The organism is Enterobacter sp. fkY84-1 (genome assembly GCF_052974705.1).
The window spans coordinates 939,711-958,616 of sequence record NZ_CP169393.1 but is presented as its reverse complement, the minus strand read 5'-3'; the positions used below and the strand labels follow the sequence as shown (position 1 = coordinate 958,616).

Annotated in this window: 18 protein-coding genes; 10 read left to right on the top strand and 8 right to left on the bottom strand. The window is 55.5% G+C overall.

What is annotated here, in order from left to right; all coding sequences use genetic code 11:
• Positions 1-67: 67 nt before the first annotated feature.
• Entirely contained in the window at positions 68-1,768 is a 1,701-nt protein-coding gene (locus tag ACEPLT_RS04455) for a lysophospholipid acyltransferase family protein (RefSeq protein ID WP_447088467.1), read from the top strand.
• 106 nt (positions 1,769-1,874) lie between these two features.
• Here ACEPLT_RS04455 and tauD read toward each other — a convergent pair whose 3' ends face one another.
• The 6 genes from tauD to mmuP form a co-directional block, all read right to left on the bottom strand.
• Positions 1,875-2,723 carry a taurine dioxygenase gene (gene tauD, locus ACEPLT_RS04450; protein WP_008503402.1) on the bottom strand — a complete coding sequence of 283 codons (849 nt, stop codon included), beginning with the start codon at positions 2,721-2,723 and terminating at the stop codon, positions 1,875-1,877.
• A complete protein-coding gene (tauC, locus tag ACEPLT_RS04445; protein WP_032656513.1) occupies positions 2,720-3,547 on the bottom strand; it encodes a taurine ABC transporter permease TauC in 828 nt (275 codons plus the stop codon). Before tauC ends, tauD begins: the two co-directional genes overlap by 4 nt.
• A complete protein-coding gene (gene tauB, locus ACEPLT_RS04440) occupies positions 3,544-4,311 on the bottom strand; it encodes a taurine ABC transporter ATP-binding subunit (protein ID WP_032656511.1) in 768 nt (255 codons plus the stop codon). Before tauB ends, tauC begins: the two co-directional genes overlap by 4 nt.
• Positions 4,312-4,321: 10 nt before the next feature.
• The gene (gene tauA, locus ACEPLT_RS04435; protein WP_023293188.1) at positions 4,322-5,284 is read right to left on the bottom strand and encodes a taurine ABC transporter substrate-binding protein; all 963 of its coding nucleotides are present in this window, start codon (positions 5,282-5,284) and stop codon (positions 4,322-4,324) included.
• 226 nt (positions 5,285-5,510) lie between these two features.
• Positions 5,511-6,443: a homocysteine S-methyltransferase gene (gene mmuM, locus ACEPLT_RS04430; RefSeq protein WP_232927853.1), complete on the bottom strand. Its 933-nt coding sequence runs from the start codon at positions 6,441-6,443 to the stop codon at positions 5,511-5,513.
• A complete protein-coding gene (mmuP, locus tag ACEPLT_RS04425) occupies positions 6,430-7,830 on the bottom strand; it encodes an S-methylmethionine permease (protein WP_232927848.1) in 1,401 nt (466 codons plus the stop codon). Before mmuP ends, mmuM begins: the two co-directional genes overlap by 14 nt.
• 363 nt (positions 7,831-8,193) lie before the next feature.
• Between mmuP and ACEPLT_RS04420 the strand changes: the two genes are divergently transcribed.
• Both ACEPLT_RS04420 and ACEPLT_RS04415 read left to right on the top strand, forming a co-directional pair.
• Positions 8,194-9,303, top strand: a complete 1,110-nt coding sequence (locus ACEPLT_RS04420) for an AI-2E family transporter (RefSeq protein WP_008503245.1) — start codon at positions 8,194-8,196, stop codon at positions 9,301-9,303.
• Positions 9,304-9,422: 119 nt separating this feature from the next.
• Positions 9,423-11,207: a diguanylate cyclase gene (locus ACEPLT_RS04415; RefSeq protein ID WP_023293190.1), complete on the top strand. Its 1,785-nt coding sequence runs from the start codon at positions 9,423-9,425 to the stop codon at positions 11,205-11,207.
• Here the strand turns inward: ACEPLT_RS04415 and ACEPLT_RS04410 are convergent.
• On the bottom strand, positions 11,204-11,497 hold the full coding sequence (locus ACEPLT_RS04410) for a hypothetical protein (protein ID WP_072025720.1): 294 nt from the start codon (positions 11,495-11,497) through the stop codon (positions 11,204-11,206). The two genes, ACEPLT_RS04415 and ACEPLT_RS04410, sit on opposite strands and share 4 nt — an antisense overlap.
• Before the next feature lie 275 nt (positions 11,498-11,772).
• Between ACEPLT_RS04410 and ACEPLT_RS04405 the strand changes: the two genes are divergently transcribed.
• From ACEPLT_RS04405 to catA, 7 genes are all read left to right on the top strand, one after another.
• Positions 11,773-12,384: a flavin reductase family protein gene (locus ACEPLT_RS04405; protein WP_047721512.1), complete on the top strand. Its 612-nt coding sequence runs from the start codon at positions 11,773-11,775 to the stop codon at positions 12,382-12,384.
• 160 nt (positions 12,385-12,544) lie between these two features.
• On the top strand, positions 12,545-13,618 hold the full coding sequence (locus ACEPLT_RS04400; RefSeq protein WP_047721511.1) for a catalase family peroxidase: 1,074 nt from the start codon (positions 12,545-12,547) through the stop codon (positions 13,616-13,618).
• Positions 13,615-14,196, top strand: coding sequence for a cytochrome b (locus ACEPLT_RS04395; protein ID WP_047721510.1), 582 nt, complete (start codon positions 13,615-13,617; stop codon positions 14,194-14,196). Before ACEPLT_RS04400 ends, ACEPLT_RS04395 begins: the two co-directional genes overlap by 4 nt.
• A 41-nt stretch (positions 14,197-14,237) precedes the next feature.
• Positions 14,238-14,474 carry a hypothetical protein gene (locus tag ACEPLT_RS04390; protein ID WP_145974644.1) on the top strand — a complete coding sequence of 79 codons (237 nt, stop codon included), beginning with the start codon at positions 14,238-14,240 and terminating at the stop codon, positions 14,472-14,474.
• Between the two features lie 126 nt (positions 14,475-14,600).
• Complete coding sequence (locus ACEPLT_RS04385; RefSeq protein WP_008503255.1) at positions 14,601-15,095, top strand: molybdopterin-dependent oxidoreductase; 495 nt, start codon at positions 14,601-14,603, stop codon at positions 15,093-15,095.
• Positions 15,096-15,112: 17 nt separating this feature from the next.
• Positions 15,113-17,044 carry a putative bifunctional diguanylate cyclase/phosphodiesterase gene (locus tag ACEPLT_RS04380; protein WP_032664040.1) on the top strand — a complete coding sequence of 644 codons (1,932 nt, stop codon included), beginning with the start codon at positions 15,113-15,115 and terminating at the stop codon, positions 17,042-17,044.
• A 63-nt stretch (positions 17,045-17,107) separates the two neighbouring features.
• Complete coding sequence (gene catA / locus ACEPLT_RS04375; protein WP_059362621.1) at positions 17,108-17,785, top strand: type A chloramphenicol O-acetyltransferase; 678 nt, start codon at positions 17,108-17,110, stop codon at positions 17,783-17,785.
• Positions 17,786-18,145: 360 nt separating this feature from the next.
• Here the strand turns inward: catA and ACEPLT_RS04370 are convergent, their stop codons facing one another.
• A complete protein-coding gene (locus tag ACEPLT_RS04370) occupies positions 18,146-18,775 on the bottom strand; it encodes a hypothetical protein (protein ID WP_045416760.1) in 630 nt (209 codons plus the stop codon).
• Between the last annotated feature and the right edge of the window lie 131 nt (positions 18,776-18,906).

Below are 18,906 nucleotides of genomic sequence, written 5' to 3'. Positions count from 1 at the left end.
ACCCAACTGCAATACAACCGACATCTGCGCCTTCTACTGTCTTCGCAAGACGGCAGGAGGAGTGACCATGTTTAGCCTCGATAGCGTTCTCGACGATCTTTGGCCTCAGGCGAGGCCCGCACCCTGGCAAAAAAGTCTGTTAAAAAGACTGTTCTACGAAGACGAGTTTCAGCAGTTTGCCGCCGCCCACCGCCATCTGAAAGGCCTGGATATGGTGGAGCAGGTTCTGGAACACCTGGATATTCTCTGCACCGTTTCCGCCCGCGATCTCGAACAAATCCCCGAACATGGCCCGCTGGTCATCATTGCCAACCACCCGACGGGTTCGCTGGACGGTCTGGCGTTGCTGTACGCCGTCTCCCGCGTGCGGCGCGACGTTAAAGTCGTGACCAACCGGATGCTGACCCACCTTGAGCCCCTCAGCTCGCTGTTTATTCCGGTGGACAATATGGGCGGCAGGACGGCGAAGTCGTCGCTGGTGCAGATGGAACAGCACCTGCAAAACGCGGGCGTACTGATCTTCTTCCCGGCAGGCGAAGTTTCCCGCCCCACGCGCAAAGGCATTCGCGATAAGAAATGGCAATCTGGCTTTATCAAACTCGCCGGCAAGCTGCGCGTCCCGCTGCTGCCGGTGCATATTCAGGCGCACAACAGCCTGCTCTTTTACGCCAGCACGCTGGTCTCTCCGACGCTGTCGATGCTGCTGCTGATGCAGCAGATGTTCCGCCGCCGCCACAGCCAGCTGCCGATTAAAATCGGCCAGCAGATTGCGTGGCATCACTGGCACAGCGCTAACCTTTCGTCGCGTGAGATGGCCGAGCAGTGCCGTCAGCACGTGATGCGTCTTGGCAAGGGAGTGCCCGGCGTCTTTAAAACCCAGTGCGCCATTGCCCGTCCGGAAGACCGGGCCACCCTGAAACGCGCGCTCGCGCAGGCCGAATGTCTGGGCAAAACCAGCGACGGGAAAACCATCTATCTTTGGCAGCGAAACGGTCAGGAAGACGCCCCGCTGCTGCGCGAGCTGGGCCGCCTGCGCGAGATTGCCTTTCGCGCGGTGGAGGAAGGGAGCGGCAAACGTCGGGACACCGACAGCTACGACGATGATTATCTGCACCTGATCCTGTGGGATGAGGAGGATCTGGAGATCGTCGGGGCGTATCGCTTTATGCCGACGGCCATGCAGATCGAAAAGCGCGGCGTTGAGGGGTTGTACAGCTATAGCCTGTTCCACTACGACGACAAAATGCAGGACGTGCTGGCACACGGCATTGAGCTGGGGCGCAGCTTTATTCAGCCGCGCTACTGGGGGCGCCGCGGCCTGGACTATTTATGGTCCGGCATTGGGGCGTATCTGGCGCGTTATCCGCACTACCGCTACCTGTTTGGCCCGGTCTCGATTTCCGGCGGCTTACCGCCTGCCGCGCGGGATCTGCTGGTGGCATTTTACCGCCTGTGGTTCCCGGCGACGCATCCGCTCGCCGCCTCGCGCAAGCCCTATCCCGCGTCCCTGCCGGACGTGCTGGCGCAGTTTGGCGGCGTGGATTACGTGGACGATCTGACGAAGCTGAAATCCCTGCTCGGCAATCTTGGCTGCGGCATTCCGCCGCTCTACAAGCAATATTCCGAGCTGTGCGAGCCCGGCGGCCTGCAGTTTATTGATTTTGGCAGCGACCCGGCGTTCAACAACTGCGTTGACGGCCTGGTGCTGGTGGATTTGTGTTACCTGAAGGCGAACCGCTATCAGCGGTATATTGAGGCGCACCTTTAAATGTGCGGTATTTTGTAGGCCGGGTAAGGCGTAGCCGCCACCCGGCAATTGTGCACCGTTTTCGCCGGGTGGCGCTGCGCTTACCCGGCCTACGGGTACTACAGGATCAGGGGCGGTAAAACGGCTTATCGCCCAAAATTGTCGCCCGCTGCATAATCCGGCGCTGCGGCAGATAGTCCGCATTGGCATAATGCTGCGTCACGCGGTTATCCCAGATCGCCAGATCGTTCTCCTGCCAGCGCCAGCGCACCTGGAACTCCGGCTTGGTGATATGCGCGAACAGGAAACTGAGCAGCGCCTCACTCTCTTTTTCCGTCACGTCCACGATGCGCGTGGTGAACCCTTCGTTGACGAACAGCGCCTGCTTGCCCGTCACCGGATGGGTCCGCACCACCGGGTGCAGCAGCGGAGGATGTTTCGCCACCGCCTCCTGCCAGCGCTGATGCTCCTCTTCCGTTTTACGGTACTTGTACTCCTGGAACGATTTTTTGAAGTCGTGCTCCGCCCGCAGCCCGCTCAGCAGCGTCCGGAACGGCTCGGAGAGCGCCTCATACGCCGCAATGCCGCTGGCCCACAGCGTATCGCCCCCCGTCTCCGGCAGCAGCTTCGCCGCCAGAATCGCCCCCGCAGGCGGCGTCTCGATAAAGGTCACATCGGTGTGCCAGTTATCGTTATCCGGCGGATTATCGTTGTGGGTGTCGAGGACGATAATCTCCTCCACCCCTTCCGCATGCGGATAGACCGGGTGGATATGCAGATCGCCAAACCGCAGGGCCAGCGCGCGCTGCTGCTGCGGGGTGATCGCCTGTTCGCGCAGGAACACCACCTGATGACGCAGCACCGCGTGGTACAGCTGCTCGAACTGGTTATCGCTCAGCGGACGGGTCACATCCAGGCCCGACACCTGCGCGCCAATGTACGGCCCCAGCGGGGTAATAGTCAGACGTTCACTCATTGTATTTCTCCATGCCAGGGCGTCAGGCGGCGCTGTAACGCGCGCAGCCCCAGTTCTAATCCGAAGGCGATCGCGGCAATGACCGCAATCCCTGCCAGCACCACGTCAGTCGCCAGGAACTCACCCGCCGACTGCACCATAAACCCTAACCCTCGCGTGGCGGCAATCAGCTCAGCCGCCACCAGCGTGGACCAGCCCACGCCGAGGCCGATGCGCAGCCCGGTTAAAATCTCCGGCAGTGCGCCCGGTAAAATCACGAACAGCAGCACCTGCGTGCGGCTGGCTCCCAGCGACTGCGCCGCGCGGATCCGCACCTGCTGGGCGCTCTTCACGCCCGCCAGCGCCGACATGGCGACCGGGGCGAAAATCGCCAGATAGATCAGCAGGATTTTTGAGGTTTCACCGATGCCGAACCAGATCACCATCAGCGGCAGATAGGCCAGCGGCGGGACCGGACGATAAAGCTCAATCAGCGGGTCGAGGATGCCGCGCACCGTCGGGCTCAGCCCCATCGCAATCCCCACGGGAATGCCGATAATCACCGCCGCCAGCAGCGCCACCAGAATGCGCGCCAGGCTGGCGCCTAAGTGCTGCCAGAGCGTGGCATCCATAAAGCCCTGCGGCCCGGCGATGGTAATAAGTTTGCTCAGCACCTGTCCCGGCGGCGGCAGAAACAGCGGGCTGACCCACTGCTGGGCAGCAACTGCCCACCACACCGCCAGCAGCACCAGCAGCGTACCGACGCTCAGCGTAATTTGGCGCGAGAAAGGCCAGCGCAGCGCCAGACGCGTGCGGCGCGTTTTTTCACTGAAGACGATACTCATGAGAAGGCCTCCCGCTGTTCAAACACGCGGCTTAAGACGTATTCACGCTGCTCAATAAACCGCGGATCGGATTTGATGCTGCGCACGGGTTCTCCCGCGACGTAGCGGCGGGCGAAATCCAGCGGCAAACGCTCCAGCACGCGGCCCGGCCCGGGCGAGAGCAGCACCAGCTCGGTCGCCATAAACACCGCCTCTTCGATATCGTGGGTAATCAGCAGTACCTGCTTGCCGGTCTCATGCCACAGGCGCAGGAGCAGGGTTTGCATCTGCTCGCGGGTGAAGGCATCCAGCGCCCCGAACGGCTCGTCCAGCAGCAACAGCTGCGGATTCGCGGCCAGCGCGCGGGCAATCCCGACACGCTGTCGCTGGCCGCCGGAAAGCTGCCAGATATAGCGTTTTTCCGCGCCTTCCAGCCCCACTTTTTTCAGCATCGCCCGCGCCGTTTCCAGCCGCTGTTCGCGATGGATGCCCGCTAGCTGCAGCCCAAACGCCACGTTTTCCTGCACGTTGCGCCAGGGAAGCAGGCCTTCATTCTGGAAGACCACGCCGCGCTCGGCGCCGGGGCCCTCCACCTTTTTGCCTTCCAGTTGAATGGTGCCATGCTGATAAGGGACAAACCCGGCGATGAGATTCAGCAGGGTGGTTTTTCCGCACCCGGACGGGCCCAGCACCACCAGCAGCTCACCGCTGTCCAGCGTCAGGTTGATGTCCTGTAAGGCGGGTTTACCACCGTAATCGGCAGACAGATTTGTAATATTCAGCATGGCGAACTCCTTATTTCACAAAACGATCGGTCACGTACTGGCTGTAATCCGCCGCTACCGCGGGCACTTTGCCCTGCTCCTTCAGGAAGGTGGCGGTATCCACAATCGCTTTGTTAACCGGCCCGGTCAGCTGCTGCACCTGCTGCGCGGGCGTCAGATAGGTATTGCCCTTCACCAGCCCCGGCACGTCCGCTTCCGGCACGCCGCTCAGGCGGGAGAGTTTCTCCAGGTTGGCGGGCTGCTTCAGCCATTCATCCGGGTTACTGATGTACGGCTGCTGGGCGTCAATCGCGCTTTTCGCGAAGGCTTTCACCACCTCAGGATGTTTCTCGGCGAAGTCTTTGCGCACGACCCACACGTCGAGGGTCGGCGCGCCCCACTGGCCCACTTTTTCGGAGTCGGTCAGCACGGTGCCGTCTTTTTCCAGCTCGTTCACCGCAGGCGCCCACACATAGGCCCCGTCAATGTCGCCGCGCTGCCAGGCCGCGATAATCGCCGGCGGCTGCAGGTTGATGATTTGAACCTGACCCGGCTTGATGCCCCAGTGTTTCAGCGCCGCCAGCAGGCTGTAGTGGGTGGTGGAGATAAACGGCACGGCGATGCGTTTGCCGATCAGGTCTTCCGGTTTGGTGATGTTTTTCTTCACCACCAGCGCTTCAGAGTTACCGAGCTGCGAGGCGAGCAGGAACACCTCAATCGGCACCTGCTGGCTGGCCGCAACCGCCAGCGGGCTGGAGCCGATATTGCCGATCTGCACGTCGCCGGAGGCTAACGCACGCACCACGGACGCGCCGCTGTCGAACTTGCGCCAGTCGACTTTCGCGCCGCTCTCTTTGGCAAAGGTGTTATCCGCCTGCGCGACTTTCGCCGGTTCCGCAGAAGTTTGATACGCGACGGTGACGTCCACCGCCTGCGCCTGAAATGCCCACAGCGCCAGCGCGCCGAGTAGTGTGATTCGCGATGAAATTGCCATAGTGCCTGCTCCCCTTGTTGTTATGAGGGCAGTATTTCCAACGCGGGAATTTTGATAAAGGAATAAAAATGAATCGCTCATAACGATTCGTTTTTAGATAAAAAATGGGAAAGGATAGTTGGTTTTGTGCGGTTGGTTCATGCCGGGTGGCGGCTACGCCTTACCCGGCCTACGGATCGCACAATGTGTAGGCCGGGTAAGGCGCAGCCGCCACCCGGCAAAAAACTCAGCGCTTCGCGTTAAGCTCAGCAATATCCTTCGGCGTGGTGCGACAGCAGCCACCAATCAGCTTCGCTCCGGCGTCCAGCCACTGGGGCAGATACCCCGCCAGCGTCTCACACGCTTCGCCGTGGTGGTGCCAGGTTTTGGTCACCGCATCATAATGCTCGCCCGAGTTCGGGTAGACCACCAGCGGCAGCGACGTCAGGCTCTGCAGGTGCTTCAGCGCCGCCGTGGTATTTTCCAGCGCGATGCAGTTAATGCCCAGCGTGACGATATGCGGAGAGTCGGCCAGCACGCTGACCACGTCACGCAGCGGCGTGCCGTCGCTCAGGTGCTCGCTATCCCGCAGGGTAAAGGAGAACCACGCCCGGGCGCGGGGATACCCGGCCAGAAGGGCCGCCAGCGCCTTAATCTCAATAAAAGACGGCAGCGTTTCGCAGGCCAGCAGGTCAGCGCCCGCGTCCAGCAGCGCTTCCACGCGCGGGCGGTGGAAGGCAGTAAACTCCTCAGCGCTGCGCACGTAGTCACCGCGATACTCTGAGCCATTCGCCAGATAGGCACCATACGGCCCAACGGATCCCGCCACCAGCAGCGTGCCCGCATGCGGATTTTCCGCCAGATACGCTTCACGCGCCTTACGCGCCAGCTCCACGCTTCTGCCAATCAGCGCCCGGGACTGCGCCTCGTCCAGGCCGCGCGCCGCAAAACCCGCAGGCGTGGCCTGGTAGCTGGCGGTGATCGCCACCTGCGCGCCCGCGCGGTAGTAATCAAGGTGCACTTCACGGATAAGCTCCGGGTTTTCCATCAGCACTTTGGCAGACCAGAGGCTGTCTGCCAGGTTACAGCCGCGCGCTTCCAGCTCCGTCGCCATCGCGCCATCCAGCACCACAAACGGCTGCTTTTCAAGGAGGGCGGTAAGCGGATTATTCTGCGACATGTTCAGGCTCCTGCGATGTCATATTTCGGGTCAGGTAGTAGGCACCATAGCACAGGGCGACAAACGGGATCCCGCAATAAAGGGCAATGCGCTGGCTTGGGTCAAACCACAGGCCGACACAGGCCACCACGCAGAGGATAAAACCGAGCACCGGCACCAGCGGATACCACGGCGCACGGTACTGCATCGCAGAGAGCGGCTGGCCGGACTGCAGATGGCGACGACGGAAAACGAAGTGCGACGCACAGATGCTGATCCAGACGGCCACCACCGCAAAGCCAGAAATCGCCGAGAGTGCGACAAACACCGTGTCAGGCGCCACGACGCTTGAGAAGAGCGCCAGCACGCCGCCGAGCATAGAAACCGAAAGCGCCGTCAGCGGCACGCCGTTTTTATTTACGCGGGCAAAACAGCGCGGGAGCGTTTTCTCATTAGAGAGCGACCACAGCATGCGCCCGGAGGCGTACAGCCCGGAGTTCGCCGCCGAAAGGATCGCCGTCAGGATCACGAAGTTAAAAATATCCGCCGCGTAAGGAATACCGACCTTTTCAAACACCAGCACGAACGGGCTCTTTTCCACGCCCGCCTGCTGCATCGGGATCAGCGCCGCCAGCACAAACACGGTGCCGATAAAGAAGATGATCAGGCGCGCAATGGTGGTACGGATCGCGACCGGAATCACCTTGTGCGGATTTTCCGTTTCCCCTGCGGCGATACCGATGAGTTCGGTCCCGGAGAAGGCAAAGTTCACCGCCACCATGGTCATCAGGATCGGCAGGCCGCCGTGCGGGAACCAGCCCTCGGCGGTGATGTTGCTTAAGCCCGGCGCGGGTGAACCGTCCTGCATCGGGATAAAGCCAAAGACCGCCGCGCCGCCAAGAATAATAAAGGCGATGATGGTGATGACCTTCACCAGGGAGAACCAGAACTCACCTTCCGCAAAGAAGCGCGTGGAAATGACGTTCAGGCCAAAAATCACCACGCAGAAGACCACGCACCACGCCCAGACGGGCACCTGCGGGAACCAGTACTGCATGCAGAAGCCTGCGGCGGTAAAGCTCGACCCGAGCGCCACCGTCCAGGTGAGCCAGTAGAGCCACGCCACGGTATAGCCCGTCGCCGGGCCAAGATAGCGCGCGGCATAGACGTGAAACGCGCCGGTTTCCGGCATCGCCACGGAGAGTTCGCCCAGACACTGCATCACCAGCCAGACCACCAGCGCGCCGATCAGGTAGGCCAGCAGCGTGCCCGCCGCCCCGGTCGTGGAAATGATGTAGCCGGTATTGAAGAATAACCCTGTCCCAATCACGCCACCCAGCGAGAGCATGATCAGGTGGCGTGTTTTCATGGTGCGCTTAAGCTGCCCATTTTCTTGTTGTGTTTGCATATTACCTTCTATACGTATGGACATCTAAACATCCAAAGAAGGTGTGTTATACCGCGATTGTTAATAAAAAGCTAGATGACCAGACGCAAACGGGCGCGCCGCGCGCTGAGTCTGGGGTGGGTTGTGAGGATCACATAGAGAATCGGACGCCAGGCCATAAGCACCTCCGCAAGCAGATACTTACAGCATGGTGCGGGAAAAGTCGATCTTCGGTCAGTCGAAAGTGGTATCCGTAAAGCGCGAAGTCATACCGTAACACTCCCCGTAGGACGGGTAAGGCGCAGCCGCCACCCGGCGCAAGGTTGGTAATTCTCACAATCAGTTCTATAGTCGTCACAGTTTCTTAGTAACCAGGACTGACTGATGCGCTTTAACGGACTGACTAAAGGTTTCTTTATTTTCATTCTCGCCCTTGTGACCTGGGCCTTCTTCGACGTGCTGTCGCCCTACTTCTCCGCGATACTGTGGGCCGCCATTCTGACCGTTATCTTCAATCCGGTAAAAAACAAGCTTCGCGCCGCGCTGGGGGATCGCAACGGGCTGGCCTCGCTGTTGACCATCGGTATTATCTGCCTGATCGTCTTTATTCCGCTGATGGTGATCCTCTCCTCGCTCGCCATTGAGCTGAACGTGGTTTACACCAAACTGCAGGAGAACAATACCCAGTTCCCGGAAGTGGTGGCGAGCATCTTCAACCACCTGCCTGACTGGGCCAGCGGCTTCCTGGCGGATCACAACCTGACCAACGCGGCGCAGATCCAGAAAAAACTCTCCGACGTCGCGCTGCAGGGCGGACAGTATCTGGCGGGTAGCGCGTTCCTGATCGGCAAAGGCACCTTTGGCTTTGCGATTAGCTTCGGCATCATGCTGTATCTGCTGTTCTTCCTGCTGAAAGACGGCCCGTATCTGGTACGCCAGATCCTCGACTCCCTGCCCCTGTCCGATTTTGCCAAGCAGCATCTGTTCGCCAAATTCGTCGGCGTGTCGCGCGCCACGGTAAAAGGGACGGCGGCGGTGGCCGTGGTTCAGGGCATCCTCGGCGGGATTGCCTTTGCCATTGCCGGTATCGACGGCAGCGTGCTCTGGGGAGCATTGATGGCTTTCCTCTCGCTGGTGCCCGCCATCGGCTCGGCGATTGTCTGGGTGCCTGCCGCTATCTTCCTGTTCGCCACGCACCAGATCTGGCAGGGGCTGTTTATTGTCGGCTTCTTCGTGATCGTCGTCGGGCTGGTGGACAACATCCTGCGCCCGCTGCTGGTGGGGAAAGACACCAAAATGCCGGACTACCTGATTCTGATCTCCACCCTCGGCGGCATGGAGCTGTACGGCATTAACGGCTTTGTGATTGGGCCGCTCATCGCCGCGCTGTTTATCGCCTGCTGGAACCTCTTCTCCGGACGCGATCACGAAGGTAACGCCGAAGAGCTGGACGCGGATTTCATCGAAGAAGGAAAAAATCCTCCAGATTTGTAAGGACGTGACGATAAAGACCACACCAGGCGGCGCCGTGCCGCCTTTTTTTTCGCCTTAAATCAGACGTTTTCTATAATTTGAAGAACGCCATCCTACTCATGTCGTAAAAGGATCATCTGGTGCGAATCGCGACGATAACAAACTGGGCCTATGGGGCCACGGTCTGCCTGACCATCGCCTCCGGCATCATCATGCTGATGGCGTCCAGTGCGGATACCCTCGAGCGTCAGGCCGTTGAACAACGGCAGAAATTTGATCAGCTGACGGAAGATATCGAAACCGATATCTGGGCGCAGTCTGATTTAGCGCGGCTGTACGCCATTAAAAAAGATCCTCAGGTGCTCAAGGAATATAACCAGGCAGAAAACAGCCTGAAGCGCATCGAGCTTCGGCTGGAAAAGCTGCAGGATAACGGCGCATCGGATGAAGAACTGGCCCTGCTGCATGAAGGAATAAAGATCGTCGATGAGCTGCAGGACGAGCAGCAAACCGCCCTCGAAAGCCTGGAACGCGGTGAAGACGCCCAGGCCGTAGCCTTGCTCTATGGTCAGCCCTATGAGCAGGAGCTTGAGCGCGCGCAGAATCAGCTCGATCACTTCCGCCAGATACTCGACAAGCGCGTCATCGCCGCCGTTCAGGAGGCGACTAAAAAATCGAAAGCGCTGCGTACCGCCTCTGAGCTGACGGTCGGCCTGACCGCCCTGCTGTTCCTGTTTGTGCTCGGCTTTATATTAAAACGCCGCGTGCTGCGCCCCGTGGTCCGCCTGAGCGACGTGGTGCACCGCCTGGCATCCCAGGATTACGCGGTTGAAACGCCCAATTTCAACCAGATCGATGAGATAGGCGATATGGCTCAGGCCATCAGCATCTTCCGTGAAAACGGCCTGGCGCGTCAGCGTCTGGAAAAAGAGCGCGATGCCGACTGGGCCATCCGCGAGCTGCTGGCGCGCATGACCCAGCGGCTGCAGGGGTGTGAGAACTTTAACGATGTGATTAACGTGGCGGAGCTGTTTGCCCCCAATATCGCGCCGGGGATCGCGGGCCGGCTCTACGTCCTTGACCGCGAGCCGTGGCAGATGCGCTGCGTCGCGCAATGGCTTTCGCCGGTGGGTGAAGAGACGACGTTCCACCCGGACGAGTGCTGGGCCGTGCGTCGCGGGCAGAGTCACCCGCCGGTGAACGGCGAGCCGGATATTGCCTGCTACCATCTTCCGGCATCCCAGGCGGAAAGCGCGCTTTGCGTGCCGCTTATCGCTCAGGGCGAGGCCATTGGCCTGCTCTCCTTCCAGAATATTACAGCGGACAATGCACCTTCCCGCGCGTATCTGGAGCTGATGGCCGAGGCGCTCGGGCTGGCGCTGGCCAACCAGCGTCTGCGCGACGCGTTGCTGGAAAAAGCGTTGTTTGACCCGCTCACCGGCCTGCGTAACCGTCATCATCTGGAAGATACGCTGCAAACCCAAACGGCACAGGCGATACGCACCGGCGTGCCGTTAAGCTGCATGATGATTGATATCGACCACTTCAAGAGCATTAATGACCGTTTCGGCCATGAAGCGGGCGATCTGGTGATCAAAAGCGTGGCGTCAATTGTTCAGCGCGCCGCACATGACAACGGGCTGGCATTCCGCTACGGCGGCGAGGAGTTTCTGGTGCTGCTTTCCGGTGCCGATGAAGCAGAAGCGTACGCCTGCGCGCAGAAGATTTACACCGGCGTGCATGAGCTGTCGCTTCGCTACGGGCTGACCGAGATTGGGCCGGTGGACGTGTCGATTGGCATTGCCAGCTACCCACAACATGCCCAGACCGACAACCTGCTGCGCGCTGCGGATGTGGCGCTATACCGGGCAAAAGAGCTGGGACGCGCGCGTATTGTGAGTTTTGGGATGCTGGAGGCGGGTTAGCTATTATTTTCACGCCACTGCTTTACCATCTCATCTGTTACTTCATTTTTATAACAAATGGGAGCATAGCCTCCCGGCTTACTCCATGCGCTGCGTCTCCCGCAAGCGCTTCCGTTTCTGGCCCGGTTAAAAGGACAAGCGCATACTCCGGGATAAGATGCTATCGACTCTGCAATAACGTTCTCTTTAACCTGTTCACTGGAAACTGAACTGTTTTTTGCCATGGCGATGTCCGCTACAAAAAAGCAGCACACAGCACAAAGCACCATCAGGAACGGTCTTTTTTTCATTTTTGATTCGTTTTAAGGAGGGGTGTACACGATAGGCGGCGAATGAAAGAGACATCATGATTTAAGTCAATAAATCTGTTCCGGCAGGGACAACGAACCTTACGCGTTCTCGCAAAAGGTGGACGCATTATGCACGTTCTCGCTCAGTTGGGTACAAGGCAGCTATTGCAGTTCCCCTGGGAATTTTAGCCTGGCGCGTTTTACTTCGCGCTTCACCGAAGTAACGCACGTTTGCACAACGTAGACTGGGTCTCCTTTAATCAGAGGATGATAAAATGAAAACCCAGCAGGTCGATTTTGCTTCTTTATATTTTGGTACACCGGTCGCCATTATCTCCAGCCAAAATCCTGACGGTTCAACCAACCTGAGCCCGGTCTCCTCGTGGTGGATCCTCGACCGGAATATCGTGTTCGGGCTTGGCACCTCCGGAAAATGTTATGAAAATATCACGGGTAACCCCGATATTGTTCTGAACATCCCGGACAGCAGGCTCTGGCCGAATATTGAAGCTATCGCAAATAAAACGGGAAAAGCATCGCCACCGGAATGGAAGAAAAAAATGGGATATGTTTTTGAACAGGACAAGTTTAGCTGCGGAAATTTCCATAAGGAAAAGGCGGTGACGATTAACTCGTTGAGAATTAAAGAGTGTCCTGTACAAATAGAGGCTCAGGTTTGCGGGATATCGCCCCTGACCGGTTCGCAGGGGAACCTGGTGTCCGTTGATGCCACGATAACCTGCGTCCACATATCTGAGGCATTATTAATTCATACTCAGAGAGGAGTAAAATTTAATGTGGAGAAATGGAACCCCCTCTATTATCTATTTCGCCACTATTTCTCGCTGGGTCACCGACTCGGTCACAACTTCCGCCACGATGAGTAACCCGGTCTATTGCAGCGGAAAGGTTTAAACTTTTCGTGATATTCTTTCTTTACGCCCCTTAGTTTCTATACTCGAGCCATATTCGCCACTGTATTAACACCTGCCACGCGCAATACGTTGCGCATGACAGGTGAAGATATTTTGTTCTGGAAAAACGTCTATGTCGAAACTGGATTTGAGGTCCAAAAAAACCAGGGGCGCGCTGGCAGCGATCGCCGTTGTCGCCGGTACGCTGGCATCTGCTTTTGCATGGACGGCGGGCTGGCTTGGGTCACGCACGGTCAGCCAGGCACTGGTGGGTGAAACACCGAAACCCTTCCCGCCGGGTTTTCGTCGCGCGCATGGAAAAGGCATCTGCTTTGCCGGCACCTTTACGCCAAACGGCTCGGCGGATTCCCTTTCAACCTCCCGCCTCTTCTCGCAGCAGGAAGTGCCCGTGGTGGGCCGGTTTTCTATTGGTACTGGCGATCCGCATGCCGCGGATAGTACGACTAAAACCCTGAGCATGGCGCTGCTGCTGAAGACAGATGACAAGCAACAATGGCGGATGGCGATGAACAACGAGCCTTTCTTCGCCACGCACAGCCCGGAAGGTTTTCTGGCCTTGCGAAAAGCCACGACCGTTGATGCGGCCACCGGGAAACCGGATCCGCAGCGTCTCAAGGACTTTTTAAAAGCGTACCCGGAGGCGGAGAAATACCTTAAATGGGCGGCACAAAAACCCGCCCCCGGCAGCTTCGCGGGCGCGACGTTTTACAGCATTAACGCCTTTTACTTTGTGAACGCGCAGGGGGAACGTCAAGCCGTTCGCTGGATGATGCGTCCGCACGAGCCTTTCCTGTCGATAAGCGATGAGCAACGGCAGAAAGCCGATGACAACTTCCTGTTCGAAAACCTGCGCCAGCGCCTGGCGCAGAAGCCACTCTACTGGGATTACGTTTTGCAGCTCGCACAGCCGGGCGATCCGGTGGATGACCCTTCCCAGCCATGGCCGGACGATCGCAAAAAGGTGGTAGCCGGCACGCTGGAAGTGACGCGGGTCGAAGCACAATCCACAGGCGCGTGCCGCGACGTTAACTTTGACCCTTCTGTCGTTCCTGCAGGCGTTGCGGTGTCTGACGATCCCATCTTAAACGCCCGCTCCGCGGCCTACTCCCACTCTTTCAGCCGTCGTGAGCGGGAAATCGGCTACGGCAAAGCCACCGAAGCCGTGCAAAAGCAGGAGGTAAAATGAGCTCAAATAAAGATAGGCGAGAGCACGCGCCGCAGCATTTCAATACCCTGGCGCGAAGCCTGCACTGGCTGATGGCGGTGATGATCCTGGCCATGCTGTTCATCGGTGCCGCGATGATGACGTCGTTACATCACCGGATTTGGTTAATCGATCTGCACCGGCCGCTGGGTATCGCCATTTTACTGCTGGTACTGGTGCGTCTGGTCAACCGACTTCTGAGCCGGACGCCCCGACTTCCTGCCGATTTGCCCGTCTGGCAGGTGCTTGCCGCAAAGGCATCACACTGGATGCTGTATGGGTTAATGCTGGCAATGCCGCTGCTGGGCTGGGCGCAGCTGTCGGCAGCGGGCCTGCCGATTGTGATGTTTGATGGCATCAACCTGCCGGCGATTGTCCCGACCAGTCCAGCACTGTATGCCTGGTGTCACGACGCCCACAGCCTTCTGGCAAAATTGCTTTTTGCCGTGGTGCTGGTCCATCTTTCTGCCGCACTGGTTCACGCGTGGATCTACCGGGACGCAGTGTTTGCCAGCATAGCGAAAGGGGCCAGTCGGCGTAAGCCATCCGGGAGGACCTGAAGTAAGGCAAGTGGTAGGGGACACGCACAATCAGAATGTTCGTGTCCTCGCTTATCATCGCCATCCTGAAACAGCCACACAACCGGGGCGCGTATTTAGCCGCTAAATTCCGCGCGCCAAAAAGCCATGGACACCCCACAATTATCGTGGAAGATAATATCTCTCAATTAAAACGATTATTTTTTAAACAGAAGAGCATTTATGCCCGCAATTTTAGCTTTTATCAAAAAGTTAAGCGTCGCTCGCGTATCAAACACCCTGACACCCGCAACACATAACTCATTGATTAAAATGACTTTACATCAATAAAAACGATAAAACCCCCTACTCCCCAACAAAATATATCAACTCATGTGATATCTAAATTATAATTCTTATACTTCTGTTAAAAGGTGGAGGTCAAAATGCGATTAACCCTACTGCTGTTATGCTGTCTGGTACAGAGTGTAACCTGGGCTGGCGACCTGCCAAAACCAGTTGGTAAACCCATTTTAACGATTTCCGGTAATATAGAAAATACCAATGAAAATGGAAAAGCAGTGTTTGATCTCGCCAGCCTTGAAAAACTGGGTGTCGTGAGTTTCGAGACAACCTCCCCCTGGTATAACGGTCGTACGAAGTTTGAGGGTGTCCCCATGAGCAAGCTCATGGATTATGTGGGTGCAAAAGGTACGAACGTGAATGTTATTGCGCTTAATGATTACTCAACCATCATCCCTCTCAGCGACTTTAAAAAATACAACGCCATCCTTGCCTTAAAGGTCAATGGCGAATATATGCGCATCCGCGATAAAGGCCCATCGTTCATTGTATACCCCTATGACAGTCTTCCTGAGTTGAATAATCAGATTTATTACTCACGATCAGCATGGCAGGTAAGCAAAATGAAGATTGAGTAGTCGTTCAGGAGAACATAATGAACAGGATACTGGTTGGTATCATTTTTTCTCTTTTTATCACGACAGGATATATTGCATACCTTGTTTATGATCGTCAGCAAGAATTGCAAAAACTGACTCAATACACTGAGTCCTGGTCCGTGGCACAACTGGTATCAGAGTATTACCGTTTTGAATCATGGCTTGGTCTATACGCAACCGATACCGATGACGTTACGATAGACCAGGTCCGCATGCGCCTCGAAATTATGCTCAGTCAGGGCGATTTAATGAAGGGGGGCGATTTAGGTCGCTACATTGACAGCGATAAAACGCATCAGGAACTCGCTTTACGCTTAGAAAACATACTGGCCTATCTGGATAGCCATCTTGAAAATATGAGCCACCCGGCGTTAAAAGCATACCTGACAAATATGCATGAACTCGATGCACCGCTAAGCCAGCTTTCTGCCACGGCATTAACAAAAGATATTAACACAGTTAACGAATCCAATAAGAAAATACAGATACTGTATTATATCTACTCGGCACTTTCATTGCTCCTGGTGATTTTAAGCTTTATTCTCGGCTTCTTAATGATCTACCAGAATAAAAATATTCTGAAAGCACACATGCAGGTTAAGAGCCTGGCTGACGAGCTTCAAATATCAAAAGAAAAGCTGCAAATTCAGAACGCGAAGCTGGAGTATGATGTTTATCATGACTCCCTCACCGGCATGAAAAACCGCCTTTTCTTCTGGGACGATCTCAACAAAATTAATCTTCAGGCAGATAAAAACCACGTCCCCGTCACGGTGATGTTATTTGATTTAGACCGTTTCAAAGAGGTCAACGATACCTATGGCCATGATACGGGAGATTTGCTGCTGAATCAGGTCTCCCGACGGCTGACCTCGATGAGCAGCGCAACGGATACGTTTTACCGTTTGGGCGGCGATGAATTCGCCCTTCTCTCCAGCGGACTCACGGAAACCGCCGCCGTTTCGCGCGCCAAAGAAATCAGCGATCATATCAGCCAGCCCTATACGATTAATAACCAGCTGATAAAAATTGCCACCTGCGTGGGCATCGTTTTATCAGATAATGAACGCCGCTCTGATTATCTTTATAAATTTGCCGACCTGGCCCTCTACGAAGCGAAAAAAGAAGGTTCGCAGCAGATCAAGGTCTTCCGGCAGTGGATGCTGCAAAGACTGCAGGAAAGCAGAACCCTTGAACATGATATGGCTCTGGCGATCGATCACAATGAATTCGTTGTGTATTACCAGCCTATTGTCGATTCATTCAGCAATGAAATTTACGGCTATGAAGCGCTTATTCGCTGGATACACCCGGTGAAAGGGATACTCGCGCCAGATTATTTTATTTCCGTCGCTGAAAAAACGGGGATGATTAATGAGATCGGCAAGTCGGTGCTTGAGATGGCCTGCCGGGAAGCGGTGTCCTGGGCGGTGCCGGCCAGGATCTCGGTGAACGTCTCCCCCGTTCAGCTAGGCACAAAATCGTTTACCACGATGGTGCAGTCCATCCTGAAAGAGACTGGGCTACCGGCCAGCCGACTTGAGCTAGAGGTAACAGAGTCTTCGCTCTTCAGCGACAGCAACATGCCGATCACTATTCTCAAAAAGCTCCGGGCACTGGGTGTCAAAATTTCCATCGATGATTTCGGAACGGGATATTCCTCGCTCTCACGACTGAGTGAACTGAATTTTGATAAAATTAAGATAGATAAATCCTTTGTGAATCCGATATCCACGCAGGATGATGCCCTTAATATCGTTAAATTGATTACCGGCATGGCGAAGAGCCTCAACATGCGGGTCATTGCAGAGGGTGTTGAAACCGAAGCGCAGCTTGAACGGCTTCAGGCGCTTGGCTGCGATCTCGTGCAGGGATACCTGTTCGGAAAGCCACAGGCTGAGATTGACAGGAAGATTAGATACGGTTGAAATGGTTGTCCGGTTGTTTCTGGCCCAAAATCACGTAGACGGTTGATAATCAAAGGTTAAACAATGAAAAAAACAGCCCCGGAGTATACGCCTGTTGATTTATCTCGTTGGCCAAGGAAGGAGCATTTTGAAGTCTTCCAGTCATTTGCTGAATGCACAATTAACCAAACCGTTCTCATCGACATTACCGCGCTGCGAAAACATATCAAAGCGGTGGGCTGGAAGTTTTACCCGACGATCATTTTTCTCCTGTCTAACATCATGAACCGGCATCCTGAGTTCCGTATGGCCATGAAGGACAATGAGCTTGTCATATGGAATGAAGTTCATCCCAGCTACACCATTTTCCACCCCGAAACGGAGACGTTTTCGTCATTGTGGAGCCACTATGACGGCAATATTCATCACTTCCAGAACACGTATGCAGAAGATACGGCCCGCTATGGAAATAGCCTTTCTTACTGGCCTAAGGAAGAGTCCCGGGAAAATGTCTTTTTTGTGTCGTCTATTCCGTGGGTAACGTTTACCAACTTTAATATGAACATTGCGCACATGAAGAACTTCTTTTCGCCTATGTTCACGTTTGGAAAATACTACGAGCAGGATGGAAAAGTGCTGCTGCCGCTCGCGGTGCAGGTCCATCATTCGGTGTGCGATGGCTTCCATGTGGCAAGGATGTTTAATGAGTTGCAGGAGATGTGTGATGGTTTGCCAGGGCTTTCAGAGGAGAGGAATGGCTAATGCACAAGGGACAAATGTTGTTTATTTGATTGTCGGAAGACTACTTTTAAAGATGGTGCGATAATAGGAACAAACCAACAGCATAAAGACATTGATTTTCAATCACTTTATTTTATTCGATCTTTTAGCATCCCCCCATAAGTACCCCCAGATGTCAGTATGTCACACAGTTCTTTTTTTAGTGGCGTTCAAAAGTATCAGGTATCAGCCTTGATATCTGAAATCATTCCTGTGGCATCCAAGGCTGCTACTGGGTCGAATTCATGTTCACACGATCATTCGGCCGCCAAAGATTTCATCGGGTGCATTAAAGTGTTTATTGCTGAGTTGCTCTACAAAGAGTTTGCTTCATCATCTTGTTTACTTAGGGACCAGGGGCATATTCCCAGTCAAAAATGAGCGGATCGCACTGTCGATTATCTCGCGAGTGAGCACCGACTCTTCCACGATGATTTGCAAACCAATGCCGCTACGATAGCCAGATTGAATGCGGTAGCCAGGAGTAACTACAGGCGGGTTGTCGCGCATGACTTCGGCCAAGCGTTTATCAATGTAGTCGAAATAGGTTAATCCACCGAATTGAGGATAAGAAACGCGGGTACGTTCTACCACCGTATGGCTAACCACCTTCCCTTTCGCATTGTAGTTTGGTGTTGTATCCATGCGGGCTTCATCTTCCTGCTGGTTTTGGCTCAACATGGCATGAGCTTCTTCAAACACCAGATTTTCCACAATATCCGCACGCGCTACGTCAATGGTAATGATCTCCGCATTCCAATACACATCTGGCGAATTACCCAAGAATAAAACATCGCTCCAGGTCCACATCCAACCCGCAGCAATGGCCTCTGCATTTTCAGAATCGCAATCATCATAATGCAGCCCTCCGCAGCGGTGACGCTCGCGGTGGATCAGATTCTTGACGTGTTGTGTCCGGGCACGACGCCGACGGCGGGAAAGAGTATTAAATGGTTTGTTTCTGCGGATCATGGTTCACTCTGCGCGTGCTCGCTGGGAGGACTCCAGCCGCACAGTTTAGCTAATGGGAATAAGGAAATCTACTTGCTAACAAGAGGGCAAAAAGTATGGGGGCTTGGGCAATATGCTACATATCATTAATG